Raw genomic sequence first — 17,232 nt, 5'->3', positions numbered from 1 at the left:
TGATAATCAGAAGCTTAATTTTTTTTTGTATCTTGAAATCATTCTCCAAAATCTTAGACTAAATTAATAGCACTTTATTAACTCATAAACCTTAGTATTATGAAAAGAATATTTTGTGCCTTAACGTTTTTTATTTCTTTAGTTTCAATATCTCAAGTGGCTGTTAAGCCAGAAATATTGCCACAAAAAATAGTAACAAATACTTATCACGGTATTACACTTGAAGACCCTTACCAGTATTTAGAGAATTTAGATGATCCTATGGTTGTGGCTTGGATGAAAGACAATGCTAATTATGCATCATTTGTATTAAATAATATTTCTGGAAAGAAAGAACTATTTGATAATATGAAAGAGCTAATAGAAAGACGTTCTGCCTCTATTTCTAGTGTTAATATTACTGATGATGACACCTATTATTATTTAAAAAGAATTCCAGGTGAAGAAATTAGTAAGATGTATAAACGAAATGGATATGAGGGAGAAGAAACGTTGTTTTTTGATCCTACCAAGTATAAAGCAGAAGAAGGTAAAATTTATACAATTTCTTCAATAACCCCTAATTTAAAAGGAGATAAAATAGCAGTAAGTGTTTCTCCCAATGGTTCAGAAAATCCAGAATTATTATTATTCAAAAGTAATGGAGAACAGTATAAGGAAATTTTACAATTGGCAGAAGGAGTTTCATGGCATCTTTCAGGAGATAGCTTCTTTTATTTTAGATTGAATTCAGCCGATTTAAAAGATGTAAACAGGCAAATATTCACATCAAATTATGTACATAAAGTTGGAACAGATCAATCATCAGATAAAAAATATTTTTCAAAAGAAAATTATGAATCATTAAGCATGATGGAATCTGAGTTACCTTTTGTTATCTATTCTAAAGAAGCTAATAAAAATATTCTTTTCGCTGGCTCTGTAGATAAAAATGCCAAAGTTTATATAAATGATTCAAATGGTAGTAATAAAAGTTGGAGACCTATTTTAAGTAGAGATAATAAAGTTACTGATATAAGTTTAAATTCAAAACATGTTTATTATTTAACCTATGATGATGCACCTAATTTTAAAATAGTAAAGACCTCTATTGATAAACCTGAATTTTCAAATTCGATTACAGTTATTGAAGAATCAGATACAGAAATAATTACAAGTTTTAGTCTTACAAAAGACGGTTTGTATTATGCAACAGTTGAAAATGGAGTAGAAGCTAAAGTTTATTTTCTTGCAGATGGTGAAAGTAATGCAGAAGAATTACAACTGCCATTTACAGCCGGAAGTGCATATATTTCTGCTAAAGGAAGTGAATTTAGTGATGTCTGGATTACTATTGCTGGTTGGACTTCTCCAAATAAACGATTTTTGTACAATCCAATAACAAAAACATTTACACACAAACCATTATCAACTCCTGTAGAGTATCCAGAACTAAATAACTTAATAGCAAAAGAGGTTATGGTAGAATCTCATGATGGTGTCATGGTTCCTGTATCAATAATTCACAACAAGGATATAGAATTGAATGGTCAGAATCCTGCCGTTCTTTATAGTTATGGAGCTTATGGTATTTCTACGTCGCCATTTTTTAGTCCAATTGTTTTAGCTTATACAATGTATAATGGAGTATTAGTAGTGCCACATATAAGGGGTGGAGGAGAATTAGGAGATGCGTGGCATAAAGCTGGGCAAAAATTAAACAAGCCAAATACTTGGAAAGACGCTATTGCAACAGCAGAATATTTAATTGAGAATGGCTATTCCAATCCAAAAAAGATATCCATTTTTGGAGGAAGTGCTGGTGGGATTTTAGTTGGTAGAGCCATTACTGAACGTCCTGATTTATTTGTAGCTGCAGCACCAATGGTTGGTGCTATGAATACTGTTAGAGGTGAGACGACACCTAATGGACCAATAAATGCCCCAGAGTTTGGAACCGTTAAAGATCCTGAAGAATTTAAAGGTTTATTGGCTATGGATTCTTACCATAGTTTAATTCCTGGAACGGATTATCCAGCAACCTTAATCACAGCAGGAATGAATGATCCCCGAGTAATTGCTTGGCAACCCTCAAAATTTGCCGCTAAAATGCAACATGATAATAAAGGTGATTCACCAATATTATTTTATACCAATTTTGAAGGTGGTCATGGAGGGCGTACTACATTAACGCAAACCATAGATGAGTTTTCAAATATATTTTCATTCTTTTATTGGCAATCTGGACATCCAGATTTTAAACTTATAAAACCAATATTAAAAGATTAGATAGATATAAAAAAAGCCGAAGAAATAACTTCGGCTTTTGGTTGATTAATAGGTTGGTTTTATTGTTGTCTAATGCTTCCTGAAGAGCTATCACTTTTATCTACAGTTTCAGGATTACCATAATACCTTATATCTCCACCGCTTGTAGCTCTTGCGGTTAATTCTTTTGAAGTATTTATAGTAATATCTGCGCCACTCGTAGCTCTAACTTCACTAGATTCTGCTATTAAATCTGCTGCCTTAATATCGCTACCACTTGTTGCTTCAGCAATTAGTTTTGAGGTTTTCCCCGATAAACGTAAATCACTTCCACTTGTAGATTTACAGTTGAGAACAGATGTATTTACATCAAGCTTCATATCGCTTCCGCTGGTTGATTTTAGATTTAAATTTTCAGCAGTAATAGTGTTAGTGGAAAACACATCACTTCCGCTAGTAGATACTATACTTGAAATGTCTTTAAAACTAACTTTTACTTTCTTAGAAGTTGCATTACCTATGTTTTGCTTAGTGTGAATTTTTAATACACCATTTTCTATTTCAGTTAGAATAAGATCGTGTAAATTTTCATCGGCTTCTACCACAATACTTGTGTTATTGCTTTGTGTTAGGTAAACATCTAAGCCTTCGGTTGCTTCTATTGTTGAAAAAGATTCGTTAACAGTTCTTTCTTGTGTAATTACATCTCCATTTCCTCGAACACCGGGATTAAGATTTAGGTCGAAATTGCAGGATACAAGCAATAAGCTTAATACTGTTGCTACAATAAATTTGATTAATGTTGTCATGATTTTTGTTTTAATGATTGATTTATTATTAAGTTAAGGCATTTGATGATCAAAACTTAGAATTCGTTTAACATGCCATTGTTTGTTTTCTATAATCCATAAATGTGAAAATTTAGCAATATTTCCAGCAGTTTCATTGCCTTCAAAGCTTTCAAAGAACCTATGGTTTCCATTTTGTATTGCTCCGTAAAGTTCATTGTTATTATAAAGTGGATAAATTTTCATGCTTCCAGCTATTAATTCTCGCCTTGCTTTATAGGGGTTTGTTTTAGCGCACAAACCATTTTCCATAACTTTTATAAAAGCTTCTTTAGAATTGAGAACACCAGATTTATCATGATAAAATTCAAAATCTTCAGACATTAGGTTTTTGAATTGACTAATGTCGCAGGTGTTAAAACCAATTTTAAAAAGTAAACTATCTTTACTTTTAAGAATTTTAAAAAGTTCTGAGTTTCTTTCTACTTGCGCATTTATAGTACTAAAAGAACCAAATACTAGAAAAATACTAAATACTATAAATTTTAATTTTTTCATTATCTGGTTAATTTAATTTGTTGTTCAAATATCTTTTAAAATGTTGTTGGTTAATAACTTAAGTATCTGAATTGTTGTTTTTTTAGGATGAATTGTTAATTGTCTGATTCTATGTTAATTCCATTAGAGTCAATATTTACTTTAACATCTTCAGATTCTGCTTTAATACCCTGTTCGTCAATTTTTAAACTTCCGTCATCAGATTTAATCTCTAACCCTTCATCATTAATTTTTATACCAGGTGTATTAACTTTTACCTCAAAATCTTCTTCAGGGCAATCTAAACATTCTGCATCATCAAATAAGATTTTCATGTAATGATTAGTATCTTCTCTAGAAATAATATTTCCTTCATATTGTTTGTAATAAAGAAAAGATTTAGTGCTGTTGTTAAAATATACCACTGTGTTTTCTGGGATATAAAGTATTACATCAACCTCCTGATCGCTAAATTTATTTTCAGGATTTGTGGTTAGGTAAGAATCAAGAAGTAACGTATTGTCTCTTAATGCAAAATTGTAATTTATATTTTTTGCACGTTCTCTGGCTATTTCATAACTTCTACCATCGGAGCTTTTTTCTATAGCAATTGTAGCAACAGAATCTGTTGTAGATCTAACTCTTATATCAACATCAGATGAATAAATGGTTTTATTACCATCATCATCATGTGCTAATTTAAAACCATGATTATTTCTGTAAAAATTAGGATTGAAATTATCATTGCTTATCATTTTAATATTCAAAGTATCAGTTGCTGTAATTGGTAGCTCTGTTTTTTCAATATAACTTTCATCGTAAGCAAATTCACTAGCTTGTCTTATACCTACAACAATTAACGCTATTATTGATATTAACCAGAGACCTAACAATGTAAATTTTGCAATGTTCCCTATAGATTTAAGATTGTTTATAAGGATTTTTAATCCTAAATAGAACAGGAAAAAGAACGGAATACCAACAGCAAAAAAGCTTAATAATGATACTAACCATATAGGTGTATTTCCGGCATTTACAATATCAACCATATCTAATCCAGGTATATGAATAATATCTGCAACACCTACCGAGAATAACCCGATAATTAACCCAATTAGAGTTGAAGCACCAACAATTATAAGAATGATACCTATAAACTTTGCAAACACTTTAAAGAAAAACATAATAACATCTGCAAGGGTATCAAAAAAAGTTTTTGATGATGATTTTATGGAACTACCTTTTTTTTTAAAATCTATATTACTTACGGCATCACTTACGCTGTCACCTACATTTTTTGCTACATTAGAAACCGAATCTGTTACTTCTTTGGCTACATCTGAAACACTATCAAAGCCGTCCTTTATTTTTTTTTCAATATTACTAATGTTAACAGGTTCTCCCGTCATCATTATTTTCTCTGAAGTTGTTTTTGCTTCAGGAACTAAAATCCAAAGTAAAATGTATAGTAAAATTCCTGTGCCCGCACCAAAAATTAAAAGTATCCAAGCTAAGCGTATCCAAATAACATCTATACCAAAATAATGTGCTAAACCAGATGATACACCACCTACATAAGAGTTGTCGGTATCTCTAAAAAGTTTTCTTGAAGATGTTGATTTTCTTGAATATGTGGTTTTAGGTTCATCTTCAAAAATCTCGTCATCTACTAAGTAATCTTCTGGTTGTCCCATAATAGATATTACTTCATCTACTTCTTTAATGCGTATTACTTGTTTGTCGTTTTTAACACGTTCGTTAAAAAGTTCTGCAATACGTGCTTCTATATCTGCTATAATTTCAGATCGACCTTGAGAGTCTGTGAATGAACGTTTTATAGCCTCCAGATAACGTTGCAATTTTAAGTATGCATCTTCATCTATGTGAAAAAATATACCTGCTAAATTTATGTTGACTGTTTTATTCATTTTTTTGTTGTTTTTTGGCTTGTTACTATGGTTACTGCGTTGTGTAATTCACTCCAAGTTGTATTTAATTCTTTTAAAAACAGCTTGCCCGTTTCGGTTAAACCGTAATATTTTCTTGGAGGTCCAGAGGTTGATTCTTCCCATCTGTAATTTAAAAGTCCTGCGTTTTTAAGTCGTGTAAGTAGTGGATAAATAGTTCCTTCTACCACCAGCAACTTAGCGTCTTTTAGTGTGTCTAGAATTTCTGCTACATAAGCGTCTTCATCTTTTAAGACTGAGAGTATGCAGAATTCTAGAACGCCTTTACGCATTTGTGCTTTTGTGTTTTCTATCTTCATAGTGTCATTCGTTTAATTTTGTGAAACTGTTCATTTTTTGATTGATTTGATTGATGGTTACTGATGAAATTTATTTTAAAAAATTGATTGTTAAAGGGTATTGGTATATTTCTCCGTCTCGTGCTTTTAAACTCGCAATTACAATAAAAACAAGTTCAAGAATAAAACCTATTACAGCTAAAAAGCCTAATGCACCACCTATATATAGTAGAGGAGAAGGTTTACCAATATTGATATGAAAATCATGAAATCCATGAAAATCTATAAAGTCTATTCCATTAAAAATTTTAAATATGAAAAAAGGAATGGTTAAGGTTCCTAAAATAATGGCATATAATAAAATACTTATTTGAAAATTTATGGCTTGTTTTCCGTTAGCGTCGATAAATTCAGATTTATCTTTGTTTGCAGTCCATAATACAATAGGACCAATAAAATTTCCAAAAGGAATAATGAATCTACTAAATGTAGATAAATGAATGAATGTTGCGATGTTTTTTTGGTGATTGTCTAACATGATATTAAAACATATAATAGTTTCTTATACAAATATATGTCTAAAAACAGGTACTTTGTTACGCATAGTACTAAAAATTAACATAAATTTAACATTTAATGCTGTGGAATATTTTCATAACTTAGTCAAAAATTAAATAAGATATTAATGAATATAACTGCCAGAAAACTAAATACTTTTACTATTTTTAAATTACCTTCAGCCTACTTGTGTGGTGTAAGAACAAAACATATTGATAATGAAAAATGCATTGTAACCGTTAAACATAAATGGATAAATCAAAACCCTTTTAAATCGATGTTTTGGGCGGTGCAAGGTATGGCGGCAGAGTTTTCTACAGGAGCTTTAATGATTGGGAAAATTCAAGACTCTGGAAAAAAAATATCTATGCTGGTTACAACAAACAATGCTAAATTCACTAAAAAAGCAACAGGTAAAATTACATTTACTTGCAATGATGGACATTTGATTGATGAAGCTATTGAAAAAACCATAGCAACGGGTGAAGGACAAACCATTTGGATGAAATCTGAAGGTGTTAATGAAGATGGTATAGTTGTTTCTACCTTTAATTTTGAGTGGAGTGTTAAGGTAAAAGGCTAAATAATTTGTTTGTTGGTGTAACAAATATTTGATAAAATCAACATATAAATAAATCAACAAAAAACATACAAAAATGACAGCACACGAAATTGATTATAGAATCTACGGAGAGGAAATGCAATACGTAGAAATTGAACTAGACCCTGAAGAAGGCGTTGTTGCCGAAGCAGGTAGCTTTATGATGATGGATGATGGCATAAAAATGGAAACTATTTTTGGAGATGGTTCTCAAAAAGATTCTGGTTTTTTAGGTAAAATTTTAGGTGCAGGTAAACGTATATTAACAGGTGAAAGTTTGTTTATGACTGCTTTTTATAATAATGTAGTTGGTAAACGAAACGTGTCATTTGCTTCACCATATCCAGGTAAAATTATACCTATAGATTTAACAGAATACGGTGGTAAGTTCATTTGCCAAAAAGATGCTTTTCTATGCGCAGCAAAAGGCGTAAGTGTTGGTATTGAGTTTTCAAAAAAATTAGGAAGAGGTCTTTTTGGAGGTGAAGGATTTATTATGCAAAAATTGGAAGGCGATGGTATGGCATTTGTACATGCAGGTGGTACTATGGCTAAAAAAGAACTATTAGCTGGAGAAATATTGCGGGTAGATACAGGATGTATTGTAGGGTTTGATCAATCTGTTAGTTATGATATTGAATTTATTGGAGGTATAAAAAACACAGTGTTTGGAGGCGAGGGTTTGTTTTTTGCAAAACTACAAGGTCCAGGTACTGTTTACGTACAATCATTACCATTTAGTAGGCTAGCTGGTCGTGTTTTATCATCTGCTCCGCAGGGTGGAGGTAAAAATAAAGGAGAAGGTAGTATTCTTGGAGGTTTAGGAGATTTATTAGATGGTGATAACAGATTTTAAGTGTTAATTTTTATCTAAATTTTATTTACTAATTAAATTTTTAGTAAATTTATAATGATTTTAAAAAATGAGCTTATAAAACAAATCTACTTTTTTTATTACAAAATCATAAAACCTAAACCCTATTGAAATGGCGAGAGCAATGTTAGAGTATACCAAAACTGTGCTTAATAAAGTTAGTTTTGATGCAACGTTGTTTTGCAAAGAAGTACAAAAGGCATTAACACGTTTATTGCCCTACGAGATTGAAGAGCTTAAAATATTTATTCAATCTTTAGTACAGCAAAACCCAGAATTAGATCAATGTTTAATTTATTTAAAACCTTAAATAAAAAGCGACCTTTAGGTCGCTTTTTTACTTTTTAGCTAAAGGGCTAATAATCTTTACATTTTGAAATGCAATCGCACCTCTTATAATACCAGATATAACATCTTGAAGAGCTTCTATAATTTGCATTTTTAGTTCACTTTTATGGTAAATAATACTAACCTCTCTTGCAGGAGAAGGCTCGTTAAAATAATGGAGATTTACTTTTTCTTTTTCATTAATATCTAGAGTATGTAAATAGGGTAGAAGTGTCATACCCAATCCTTCGTTAGATAATTTTATAAGTGTTTCTATACTGCCACTTTCTAATTGAAACTTATCGTCTTCATGATTTTTAAAAACCTTACACAAGTTTATTACACCTTCTCTAAAGCAATGTCCGTCTTCAAGTAATAACATATCATCAACATCTAAATCTGATACGTCTATTTTTTTATTAAGATGTAACCTGTGTCCTTTTGGAATATAGGATACAAAAGGTTCAAAAAAGAGTACACGTTCTTTTATGTTTTCATCTTCTAAAGGAGTTGCAGCAATTGCAGCATCTAAATGTCCGTCTTTAATTCTTGTTATAATTTCCTCTGTAGTTAATTCTTCTATTTTGAGCTTAACCTTAGGGTGTTTTTTTATAAAAGTTTTTAAAAACATAGGAAGTAAAGTAGGCATAACTGTTGGGATAATACCCAATTTAAATTCGCCACCAATAAAGCCTTTTTGCTGATCTACAATATCCTGAATTCTATAAGATTCGTTAACAATATTTCTAGCTTGGGTTACAATTTTTTTACCAACTTCGGTAAGTTCTATTGGTTTTTTGCTTCGGTCAAAAATTTGCACATCCAATTGGTCTTCCAATTTTTGTATTTGCATACTTAAAGTAGGTTGTGTAACAAAACATTTTTCTGCAGCTTTTGTGAAGTTTTGGTTTTCAGCAACTGCTAAAACATAATATAGTTGAGTAATAGTCATAAATATCAATTTAGACTATAAAAATATAAAAACTATCAATAAAATTTATAGAAATAACTGTTAATTATAGATTAAATTAGTGGTAACTTAAAAAAAGATATAATTATGACATTAAATAGTATAGGTTTAGATACCAAAAAGACAAAAGATTTAGCTAAAGATTTAAATAATCTATTAGCTAATTTTCAGATTTATTATCAGAATTTACGTGGTATACATTGGAATATTAAAGGAAAGCGTTTTTTTGATTTACACGTGAAATTTGAAGAGTTATATACCGATGCCAATATGAAAGTAGATTTGATTGCAGAGCGTATTTTAACATTAGGAGAAACACCTTTACACACATTTGAAGATTATTCTAAAAATGGTAAAGTCCCTGTTGGTAAAGATATATCGCAAGATGAAAAAGCAGTGAAGTTGATTGTTGATTCTTTAACTGAACTTTTAAAAATCGAACGCCAAATTTTAGATAAATCTGGTGATGCTGATGATGAAGGAACAAACTCTATGATGAGTGATTTTATAACCGAACAAGAAAAAACGATTTGGATGATGAAAGCTTGGTTAAGCGAAACAATTTAACAGGTTAGTATAGTGGTTTAGATAGTTAATTAGCAATAAAAAAGCGACTTATAAAAGTCGCTTTTTTGTTTTTATATTAGGTATTAGAAAATAATCTTCATTTCTAAATCTTCATCTTTTAATTCAAATTTAGCTTGAGCGTATTGAGGTGGTCCAAAAGCCATAGGGTTGTTAGACATTCCATAGGATTCTTTTGGCATGCCACTATCTTCAAAATCCATTCTATTATTTTCATTTTCATCGTGTAAAGCCATAATAGCATATGTTCCAGCTTTTACATTATTAAAAGTAACGGTTATTTTGCCATCAACTATTTTACTTTTTTCTGTTAGAATGCCTGGACCTTTCATAAACGTATCTTCTGTATGTAGTGATAAAACAACTACGCCATTATTATTGGTTATGTTTTCTATAGTAACGTTAATGGTTTGCCCGTTTTCTTCTTCTTGTGCGTTGCTAAATGTTATTGATAGTACTAATGCAATAATTAATGATAGTGTTTTCATGATATATGGTTTATTTGTTTAACACTTCAAATATCTATTACTTAATTCTAGTTTAATAAATGTTATTACCGAATCGTAGAATTAAGAAGACGAACTGTAAAATAGACTATAGTAAACCCCTTGCTTTTATTTCCAGGTATTTATTGATAGTATCAATGGTAAGATTTTCTGGTGTTGTTAAAATGGAATAGATGCCATATTTTTTTAACTCATTAACTATGAGGCGTTTTTCGAAAGCAAATTTTTCAGCAATTACTTTATCATACACTTGTTGAACAGTTTCAGCTTTGTTTTTAATTAATTCGTTTAGCTCTGTGTTTTTAAAGAAAATTACAACAAGTAAATGACTTTTTGCTATAGCTTTTAAATAAGGTAATTGTCTTTCTAAACCATCTAAAGTTTCAAAATTAGTATACATTAAAATTAAGCTTCGATGGGTAATATGTCTTTTAATATTTCCATATAATCTACCAAAATCACTTTCAAAAAAATCAGTTTTAACATTGTAAAGCGATTCAAGTATCAGCTGCATTTGTGAGCTTCGTCTTTGGGCAATTACTACATTTTCAATCCGTTTTGAAAAGGAAAGCATACCTGCTTTATCATGTTTTTTAAGAACAATATTACTTATTACCAAAGCTGAATTTATTGCGTAGTCTAATAGACTTAATCCATTAAAAGGCATTTTCATGATCCTACCTTTATCAATAACTGAATATACAGGTTGCGATTTTTCATCTTGAAATTGATTAACCATTAATTGGTTTTTCTTAGCAGTAGCTTTCCAATTTATTGTTCGTAAATCATCACCAGAAACATAATCTTTTATTTGCTCAAACTCCATAGAGTGTCCAAGACGACGCACTTTTTTAAGTCCGTACTCTAATGAGTTTTGATTGATGTTTAAAAGTTCAAACTTTTTTAATTGTTTAAAACTAGGATAAGTTGGTACCATGGCGCCATCGTCAAAAGTGAAGCGTTTTGCAACTATTTTTAAAATAGATGACGCATAAACATTTAAACTGCCAAAGTTGTATTCACCACGTTCTGTTGGTTTTAAATGATATGTAATAGATTTTGATTTACGAGAAGCAATAGTGTCTTTCAACTTAAAATCACGTACTTGAAACTGCTCAGGTATTTCATCAATAATTTCTAAATGAAATGTAATAGGATAATTGTTATTAATATGTAATTCTATTAAGTTTTTATCACCATTTGAGAATTTATCGGGTAAAATTCTGGTAGCTTCAATTTTATTTTTTCCAATGAAAATAATAAGGAAATCTAAAATAAATAAAAGGATAAGAACTAAAATTGAGAGTTGTGCAACATTAAATAATACAGGAATGAAATAGCTTAACGCAAACAGAGCTACAATACCAATGCCGGCATAGAAAAAACGAGGCTGTATGTAGAATGGTTTAAAGAATTTCAAGTTTTGTTAGTTGTTAACTGATTATTGCGACTGAAAACTGGTAACTTAACGCGGTATTTCAACCGTTTCAATTATTTGTTTTATAATTTGTTTACTTGTAACGCCTTCCATTTCGCGTTCTGGTGTTACTATAACTCTATGGTGTAAAACAGGGATTGCAGCACGTTTAATATCTTCTGGTGTAACAAAATCTCTCCCATTCATAGCAGCAAAAGCTTTACTGGCTTTTAAAATAGCTATAGAAGCTCTTGGTGAAGCACCTAAATATAAAAACTGATTACTTCTAGTTGCTACAATAAGTTGTGCTATATATTTAAGCAAATGTTCTTCAACTAAAATTTTAGATACTAATAATTGATATTCTGAAATTTGTTTAGCGGTTAAAAACGATGAGATTTCATCGATTTTTACTTTGTCTTTTAATTGATGTTCTCTGGAAATAATTTCTATTTCTTCATCTAAATTAGGGTAATCTACATCTATTTTAAACAAAAAGCGATCTAACTGCGCTTCGGGTAAACGGTATGTACCTTCTTGTTCTATAGGGTTTTGTGTGGCTAAAACCATAAAAGGAGCATCTAAATTATATTTGTTTCCATCTATGGTTATTTGCTGTTCTTCCATCACTTCAAACAAAGCGGCTTGTGTTTTTGCAGGTGCTCTGTTTATTTCGTCTATTAAAACCATGTTAGAGAAAATAGGACCTTTTTTGAACTCGAATTCAGAATCTTTTAAATTAAAAACCGAAGTTCCTAAAATATCACTCGGCATTAAATCTGGCGTAAATTGAATTCTGCTGAAGCCAACACTTAACGACTTTGCTAATAACTTTGCAGTAATAGTTTTTGCCACACCAGGAACACCCTCTATAAGCGAATGTCCTTTTGCTAAAAGTGATGCAATAAGCATGTCTACCATGTCTTTTTGCCCAACAATAACTTTACCAACTTCTTGCTTTATTTTGTTTACGCTTTGTTGGAGTTCTGATAAATCTAAACGGTTTTTAAATTTTAAATCATCAGAATCTGTTAAGGCACTATCATCAATTGATGATACAACATCATTAGGTTTTGGTATAAACTCTTGATGGTCTTGTGGTTCTTTATTTTCGTCCATAATTATTTTGAATAAAATGCTTCAATATGTCTGTTTAATTTTATTAAGTTTTCTTCAAAAAATTCATTTTTACTTCTTAGCCAATTTATAAAATCGATTACCTTTTTAATGTCTTCTTTTTTCTTGCCAGATTTAGAAGTAAGCTTATTTATGAATGCTTCATTTAAAACTGAAGTATCTAAATTATAATCGGTTCTTATTTTTTCTAAAAAGTACGTTATTTTTTTATCAATTAAGTTCTTATGGTCTTGGGTTTCGAAATATAAATTGGAAACTGTTTTAACAAAAGCAACTGTAGTATTTTGTAATGGTTTAACAATTTTTATGATGCGTTGTCTTCGTTTAGCATTAAAAATCATGAATAAAATACCAAAAATAATAGCGGTATACCACGCCCATTTAAAAGATAATTGATCTAAAAACCAACTTAAGTTAGATTCTTTTTCAACATCACCGTCATAACCCCTTTGAATTTTGGTATAGGAGTCAAAATACACATTGTTTTCAGGTAAATAAGAAACAAGGCCTTCTACATATTTAAACCTATCTTCTTTTAAGAGATTGTAATTTGTAAAGGCTTTGGGCTCTGTGTGTAAAAATATTTTTCCGTTTCCAAATGGAACTTCAATAAAGTTTACGTGTTTATAATCTATTTTTGAATGACCTAAAACTTTGTAATTTATGGTATCTAATCTAGCAAAGTAGTTATCGCCTTCATTTCTATCAATCATTATATCATTAATGTCAATATACTTTAATGATTGATAAGAAATACTGTCTTTTTTTTCATTTAAAACATAATCAATATCAATATTTAAAGTGTCATGTAGCTTTTGTGGATAGTAATAATCTGAAATGAATAATGTGTTTCCAGCATCAACAAAATTTAATAATTCATCAATGGAGTCGTCTTCTAGATAATCAGAGTTTCCTATAATAATAAAGCTGCCTTCAGCAATATGTTCACCATAGCCATCCTCAGAATTTGCACTTAAATAGCTAGCTGGTTGATGATATACTGTACGAATTTTATAATCGTTGAAAAGGTTTGGTAATTCTTTATAAAAAACACTAACACCGTAAGGTTTATTGCTTTTTTCATCAAAAGATTCTTCCCAATCAACAGTTTTAGTTCTTTTAATACCAATAGCTAAAGCAGCAGTAACTATTAAAACGATAATGATAATGAGTATTGGTAACGCTTTCTTCATTTATTTTACTTCATTTAAAAGCGTTAAAAAATTACCTTTGGCTTTGTTGTATTCCTCAACATCTAAAGGAAATTCACCATACCATATGTAATTATAGAGGTAAGATGTGTATGCAAATTTATCACTAAAAGGTTTTGAATCTATTTCATTTAAGTACTCACTATTGGTTTTGTCATCTTCAAATTTTATATAGTTTTTTAAGCTTAAATTTTTTAAAACAAGTAAGTAATAGTAACGAATGGCTAGCCTAAAATCATTGCTTTTTTCAGCATTTATAATTAACGAATTAATGTCTGTGTTTTCAATATTTTCAGCGGTTATTTCTTCGTAAGTATTGAGTTTATTATGTCCGTTGGAAGAAAATAAACCAGTGCCGCCTTCATTTAGTAAAATATACACTAAATATATAACTGCTAAAGCGATTGCTAGATAAAATAACCAACTGAAGGGACCAAGATTTATTGAAAAGCTATCAGAATTATTACGTTCTTTTCTGTGATCTTCTGCTTTTTTGTAGTTTTCATAATTGCCAGAACCAGAAGGTGTTTTGGTGACTATTTCTTCTCCTTCGTAATTAAATTTGTTTCCAGAATAACGTTCTTTAAAATCGTCATCGAACTGCCTAATTTGTTGAGGATATTGAGATGTGTTTATGCCAAAACCTGATTGGGAATTGAAAATTATCAAAAGTAAGATATAGATAATATGTAATCGGGTTAATTTCAGGTTATGGTGTATTAAAATGGGTTTTGAATAATTTGTTTTTGAATTTTATATGGGTAAATTAAATAATAGTAACTTATAATACTTAGTGTAATTAATATAATACCAACTGATAACCAATGCGGCATAATGTTAGAATATCGTGTTACAAAACCTTCTAAAAATCCTGCAAAAAAAGTAAAAGGAAACGTACTAATTAAAATTTTAATACCAGTTTTAGCACCCATTTTAAAAGATGTATATCTAGAATGTGTGGCAGGAAATAAAATGCTAGCACCTAAAATTAATCCTGCAGCAGCTTCAATTACAATAGCAAAAATTTCCATAGAACCATGAATCCATATACCGCGAACACTTTCCCAAAACACTTGTTTTTCATAAAAGAAGTATTGAAAAGACCCTAACATAATACAGTTTTTAAACATTATGTACAGTGTGCCAATTCCTAAAAAAACACCCAAAACAAAAGCAATAATACCAACACGTAAGTTATTTATAGTTATACCTATAAAACTTCCCCAATTGCTGCCACTTTTATAAACAGCTACTGGGTCGCCTTTTTCAATATTTTCTAAAGACATGTTTACATAGTTATCTCCTAGGATAGAGCGTACAAACTCACCATCGTTAGCTGCGGAAATAACTCCAATAAAAGTAAATGCAAAAAATATGATAAAAGCTATGTATATAAATTTTCGGTATTGGTAACAAATTAAGGGCACTTCGGTTTTCCAGAAACCAATAATTCTATTAGTGTCTTCCCGCTTAGTTTTATATATTTTTTGAAAAGCTTTTGCTGCTAATTGGTTTAAATAGGTAATAACCTTACTTTTAGGGTAGTAAGTTTGCGCGTAGGCTAAATCGTTAATTAAATGAATGTATTGAGAGGCAAGCTCGTCTGGGTTTTCAAAATCATTATTAAAAACAGCCTTTTCAAAACTTAACCATTTTTCCTTATTTTGCTTAATGAATGCAACTTCCCTCATATAGATTATAAATTAAAATATAAAATGTCAGAGTTACAAATTAACACGACCCAAAATGTAAAAATAACGTTTAATTCTGCAGGAGCAGGAGAACGCTTATTGGCATTTATTATAGATATGGCTATTAAAATTGGATATATGATGATTTTAAGTTGGACTTTTGGAGCCTTTGATAATATGGATGAGTGGTCTCAAATAGGCATTAATACTATTTTAAGTTTTCCGGTTATGTTTTATACATTGGCTTTAGAGTCGTTTTTGCAAGGACAAACCATTGGTAAACGCGTAATGAAGATTAGAGTAGTTAAAATAGATGGCTATCAAGCATCTTTGTCTGACTATGTGGTGAGATGGTTTTTTAGAGTTGTAGATATCTATATTTTTGGCTTAGGTTTTTTTGTTATGTTGTTTAATAAGAAAACACAACGATTGGGGGATATGGCAGCTGGAACTGCGGTAATTGGTTTAAAAGATAGTGTGAACATGAATCATACTATTTTAGAAAACTTAAGAGATAATTATAAACCAACTTACCCTAGTGTTATTAAATTATCTGATAACGATGCGCGTATTATTAAAGATACTTTCACATCAGCAAAAGCTTCAAAAGACTACCCAACACTAATTAAATTAAGGTCTAAAATTATGGAAGTTATTGGGCTTAAAACCATGAAGCATAAATCAGATATGGAGTTTATAGATGTTATTTTAAAGGACTATAATTATTACACTCAAGATATGTAAGCAGAGAACCGCTTTTTGTTTTTCTCAAAAAGTGAGTGAATCGCTTATCCCGAACCCGTTTCGGTATCTAAAAGCGAACCAAAATTTCTAATCAATAATCTCTACATTTCTAATGTAGATATTCCTCATAGGCCAATCGCCGTCATCGGTTTCTACAGCTGCAATTTTATCAATAACATCCATACCACGAATAACGCGACCAAAAATGGTATAATCACCATCTAAAAAATGAGCACCACCTTGCTGTTGCACAATAAAAAACTCGTAAGGCGATGCTAGTTTATGCGGATTATTAATTTCACTACTAGGCATAGAAATTACACCTCTATCATGTTTAAAACCACGTTTGGTATCTGGTGGTAATAAGTATTTTCCAATTTTTGCGCGTTTTCTAGCAGTTTTTTTATCATCGCTATTACCTGCTTGAACCATAAAATTATCAATTACTCTATAAAACTGGGTACCATTAAAATACTTTTGCTTAGTTAAAAAGATAAAGTTAGAGCGATGGAATTTGGTTTCGTTAAAGAGTAAAATATCTATAGTTCCAAAATCTGTGGTTATGCGTACTTTATTTTCTTTGTGCTTTTTGTCATACTCTAAGAAAAATTCCATGGCGCTTTTAGAATTAAGTTTAGGGTATCTTCTTTCTTCTTTTTCTTCAACAGGTTTAGTGATTTCTTTTTTGGGAATTTCTTTCGTTTCTGATTCAGGTATAGTTTTTTGTTTAGTTTTTTTATCTTCACAATTCGTTAATAGAAAGAAAAGAGATAAAAGTACTATAAGGCGCATAC

Annotated in this window: 19 protein-coding genes; 6 read left to right on the top strand and 13 right to left on the bottom strand. The window is 30.4% G+C overall.

The window, feature by feature from the left end; genetic code table 11:
- Window positions 1-99: 99 nt before the first annotated feature.
- A complete protein-coding gene (locus MBM09_RS14560) occupies window positions 100-2,268 on the top strand; it encodes a prolyl oligopeptidase family serine peptidase (RefSeq protein WP_238674446.1) in 2,169 nt (722 codons plus the stop codon).
- A gap of 59 nt (window positions 2,269-2,327) precedes the next feature.
- Here the strand turns inward: MBM09_RS14560 and MBM09_RS14555 are convergent, their stop codons facing one another.
- The 5 genes from MBM09_RS14555 to MBM09_RS14535 form a co-directional block, all read right to left on the bottom strand.
- A complete protein-coding gene (locus MBM09_RS14555) occupies window positions 2,328-3,056 on the bottom strand; it encodes a head GIN domain-containing protein (protein WP_238674445.1) in 729 nt (242 codons plus the stop codon).
- A 33-nt stretch (window positions 3,057-3,089) separates the two neighbouring features.
- A complete protein-coding gene (locus tag MBM09_RS14550; protein WP_238674444.1) occupies window positions 3,090-3,593 on the bottom strand; it encodes a DUF4440 domain-containing protein in 504 nt (167 codons plus the stop codon).
- A 95-nt stretch (window positions 3,594-3,688) separates the two neighbouring features.
- Complete coding sequence (locus MBM09_RS14545) at window positions 3,689-5,500, bottom strand: PspC domain-containing protein (RefSeq protein ID WP_238674443.1); 1,812 nt, start codon at window positions 5,498-5,500, stop codon at window positions 3,689-3,691.
- On the bottom strand, window positions 5,497-5,838 hold the full coding sequence (locus MBM09_RS14540; protein WP_072402494.1) for a PadR family transcriptional regulator: 342 nt from the start codon (window positions 5,836-5,838) through the stop codon (window positions 5,497-5,499). The genes MBM09_RS14545 and MBM09_RS14540 overlap by 4 nt, the downstream gene beginning before the upstream one ends.
- 70 nt (window positions 5,839-5,908) lie before the next feature.
- Window positions 5,909-6,355 carry a DUF4870 domain-containing protein gene (locus MBM09_RS14535; protein WP_238674442.1) on the bottom strand — a complete coding sequence of 149 codons (447 nt, stop codon included), beginning with the start codon at window positions 6,353-6,355 and terminating at the stop codon, window positions 5,909-5,911.
- A 147-nt stretch (window positions 6,356-6,502) separates the two neighbouring features.
- Between MBM09_RS14535 and MBM09_RS14530 the strand changes: the two genes are divergently transcribed.
- The 3 genes from MBM09_RS14530 (at window position 6,503) to MBM09_RS14520 (ending at window position 8,160) form a co-directional block, all read left to right on the top strand.
- Entirely contained in the window at window positions 6,503-6,958 is a 456-nt protein-coding gene (locus tag MBM09_RS14530; protein ID WP_238674441.1) for a DUF4442 domain-containing protein, read from the top strand.
- Window positions 6,959-7,031: 73 nt separating this feature from the next.
- The gene (locus tag MBM09_RS14525) at window positions 7,032-7,832 is read left to right on the top strand and encodes a TIGR00266 family protein (protein ID WP_238674440.1); all 801 of its coding nucleotides are present in this window, start codon (window positions 7,032-7,034) and stop codon (window positions 7,830-7,832) included.
- A 130-nt stretch (window positions 7,833-7,962) separates the two neighbouring features.
- Window positions 7,963-8,160, top strand: a complete 198-nt coding sequence (locus MBM09_RS14520) for a hypothetical protein (protein ID WP_238674439.1) — start codon at window positions 7,963-7,965, stop codon at window positions 8,158-8,160.
- Window positions 8,161-8,187: 27 nt separating this feature from the next.
- On the opposite strand, the gene MBM09_RS14515 is transcribed toward MBM09_RS14520, so the two are convergent.
- Window positions 8,188-9,129 (bottom strand): LysR family transcriptional regulator, encoded by a 942-nt coding sequence (locus MBM09_RS14515; RefSeq protein ID WP_238674438.1) that lies wholly within the window; start codon window positions 9,127-9,129, stop codon window positions 8,188-8,190.
- Window positions 9,130-9,234: 105 nt separating this feature from the next.
- Here MBM09_RS14515 and MBM09_RS14510 point away from each other — a divergent pair, with 105 nt between their 5' ends.
- Entirely contained in the window at window positions 9,235-9,714 is a 480-nt protein-coding gene (locus tag MBM09_RS14510) for a Dps family protein (RefSeq protein ID WP_238674437.1), read from the top strand.
- A gap of 83 nt (window positions 9,715-9,797) precedes the next feature.
- On the opposite strand, the gene MBM09_RS14505 is transcribed toward MBM09_RS14510, so the two are convergent.
- The 6 genes from MBM09_RS14505 to MBM09_RS14480 form a co-directional block, all read right to left on the bottom strand.
- On the bottom strand, window positions 9,798-10,220 hold the full coding sequence (locus MBM09_RS14505) for a DUF2141 domain-containing protein (protein WP_238674436.1): 423 nt from the start codon (window positions 10,218-10,220) through the stop codon (window positions 9,798-9,800).
- A 106-nt stretch (window positions 10,221-10,326) separates the two neighbouring features.
- Window positions 10,327-11,658: a DUF58 domain-containing protein gene (locus tag MBM09_RS14500; RefSeq protein ID WP_238674435.1), complete on the bottom strand. Its 1,332-nt coding sequence runs from the start codon at window positions 11,656-11,658 to the stop codon at window positions 10,327-10,329.
- 45 nt (window positions 11,659-11,703) lie between these two features.
- On the bottom strand, window positions 11,704-12,705 hold the full coding sequence (locus MBM09_RS14495) for an AAA family ATPase (protein ID WP_370569730.1): 1,002 nt from the start codon (window positions 12,703-12,705) through the stop codon (window positions 11,704-11,706).
- A gap of 71 nt (window positions 12,706-12,776) precedes the next feature.
- On the bottom strand, window positions 12,777-13,985 hold the full coding sequence (locus MBM09_RS14490) for a DUF4350 domain-containing protein (protein ID WP_238674433.1): 1,209 nt from the start codon (window positions 13,983-13,985) through the stop codon (window positions 12,777-12,779).
- On the bottom strand, window positions 13,986-14,672 hold the full coding sequence (locus MBM09_RS14485) for a hypothetical protein (protein WP_238674432.1): 687 nt from the start codon (window positions 14,670-14,672) through the stop codon (window positions 13,986-13,988). It lies immediately after the preceding gene.
- A 50-nt stretch (window positions 14,673-14,722) separates the two neighbouring features.
- Window positions 14,723-15,694: a stage II sporulation protein M gene (locus tag MBM09_RS14480; RefSeq protein ID WP_238674431.1), complete on the bottom strand. Its 972-nt coding sequence runs from the start codon at window positions 15,692-15,694 to the stop codon at window positions 14,723-14,725.
- 24 nt (window positions 15,695-15,718) lie between these two features.
- Here MBM09_RS14480 and MBM09_RS14475 point away from each other — a divergent pair, with 24 nt between their 5' ends.
- Window positions 15,719-16,438 (top strand): RDD family protein, encoded by a 720-nt coding sequence (locus tag MBM09_RS14475; RefSeq protein WP_238674430.1) that lies wholly within the window; start codon window positions 15,719-15,721, stop codon window positions 16,436-16,438.
- 87 nt (window positions 16,439-16,525) lie between these two features.
- Here MBM09_RS14475 and MBM09_RS14470 read toward each other — a convergent pair whose 3' ends face one another.
- On the bottom strand, window positions 16,526-17,230 hold the full coding sequence (locus MBM09_RS14470; RefSeq protein WP_238674429.1) for a peptidylprolyl isomerase: 705 nt from the start codon (window positions 17,228-17,230) through the stop codon (window positions 16,526-16,528).
- Between the last annotated feature and the right edge of the window lie 2 nt (window positions 17,231-17,232).

The organism is Flaviramulus sp. BrNp1-15 (assembly GCF_022259695.1).
Lineage (GTDB): Bacteria > Bacteroidota > Bacteroidia > Flavobacteriales > Flavobacteriaceae > BrNp1-15.
Note: the sequence above shows the minus strand (reverse complement) of the source record. Positions and strands in the feature narration are given on the sequence as shown.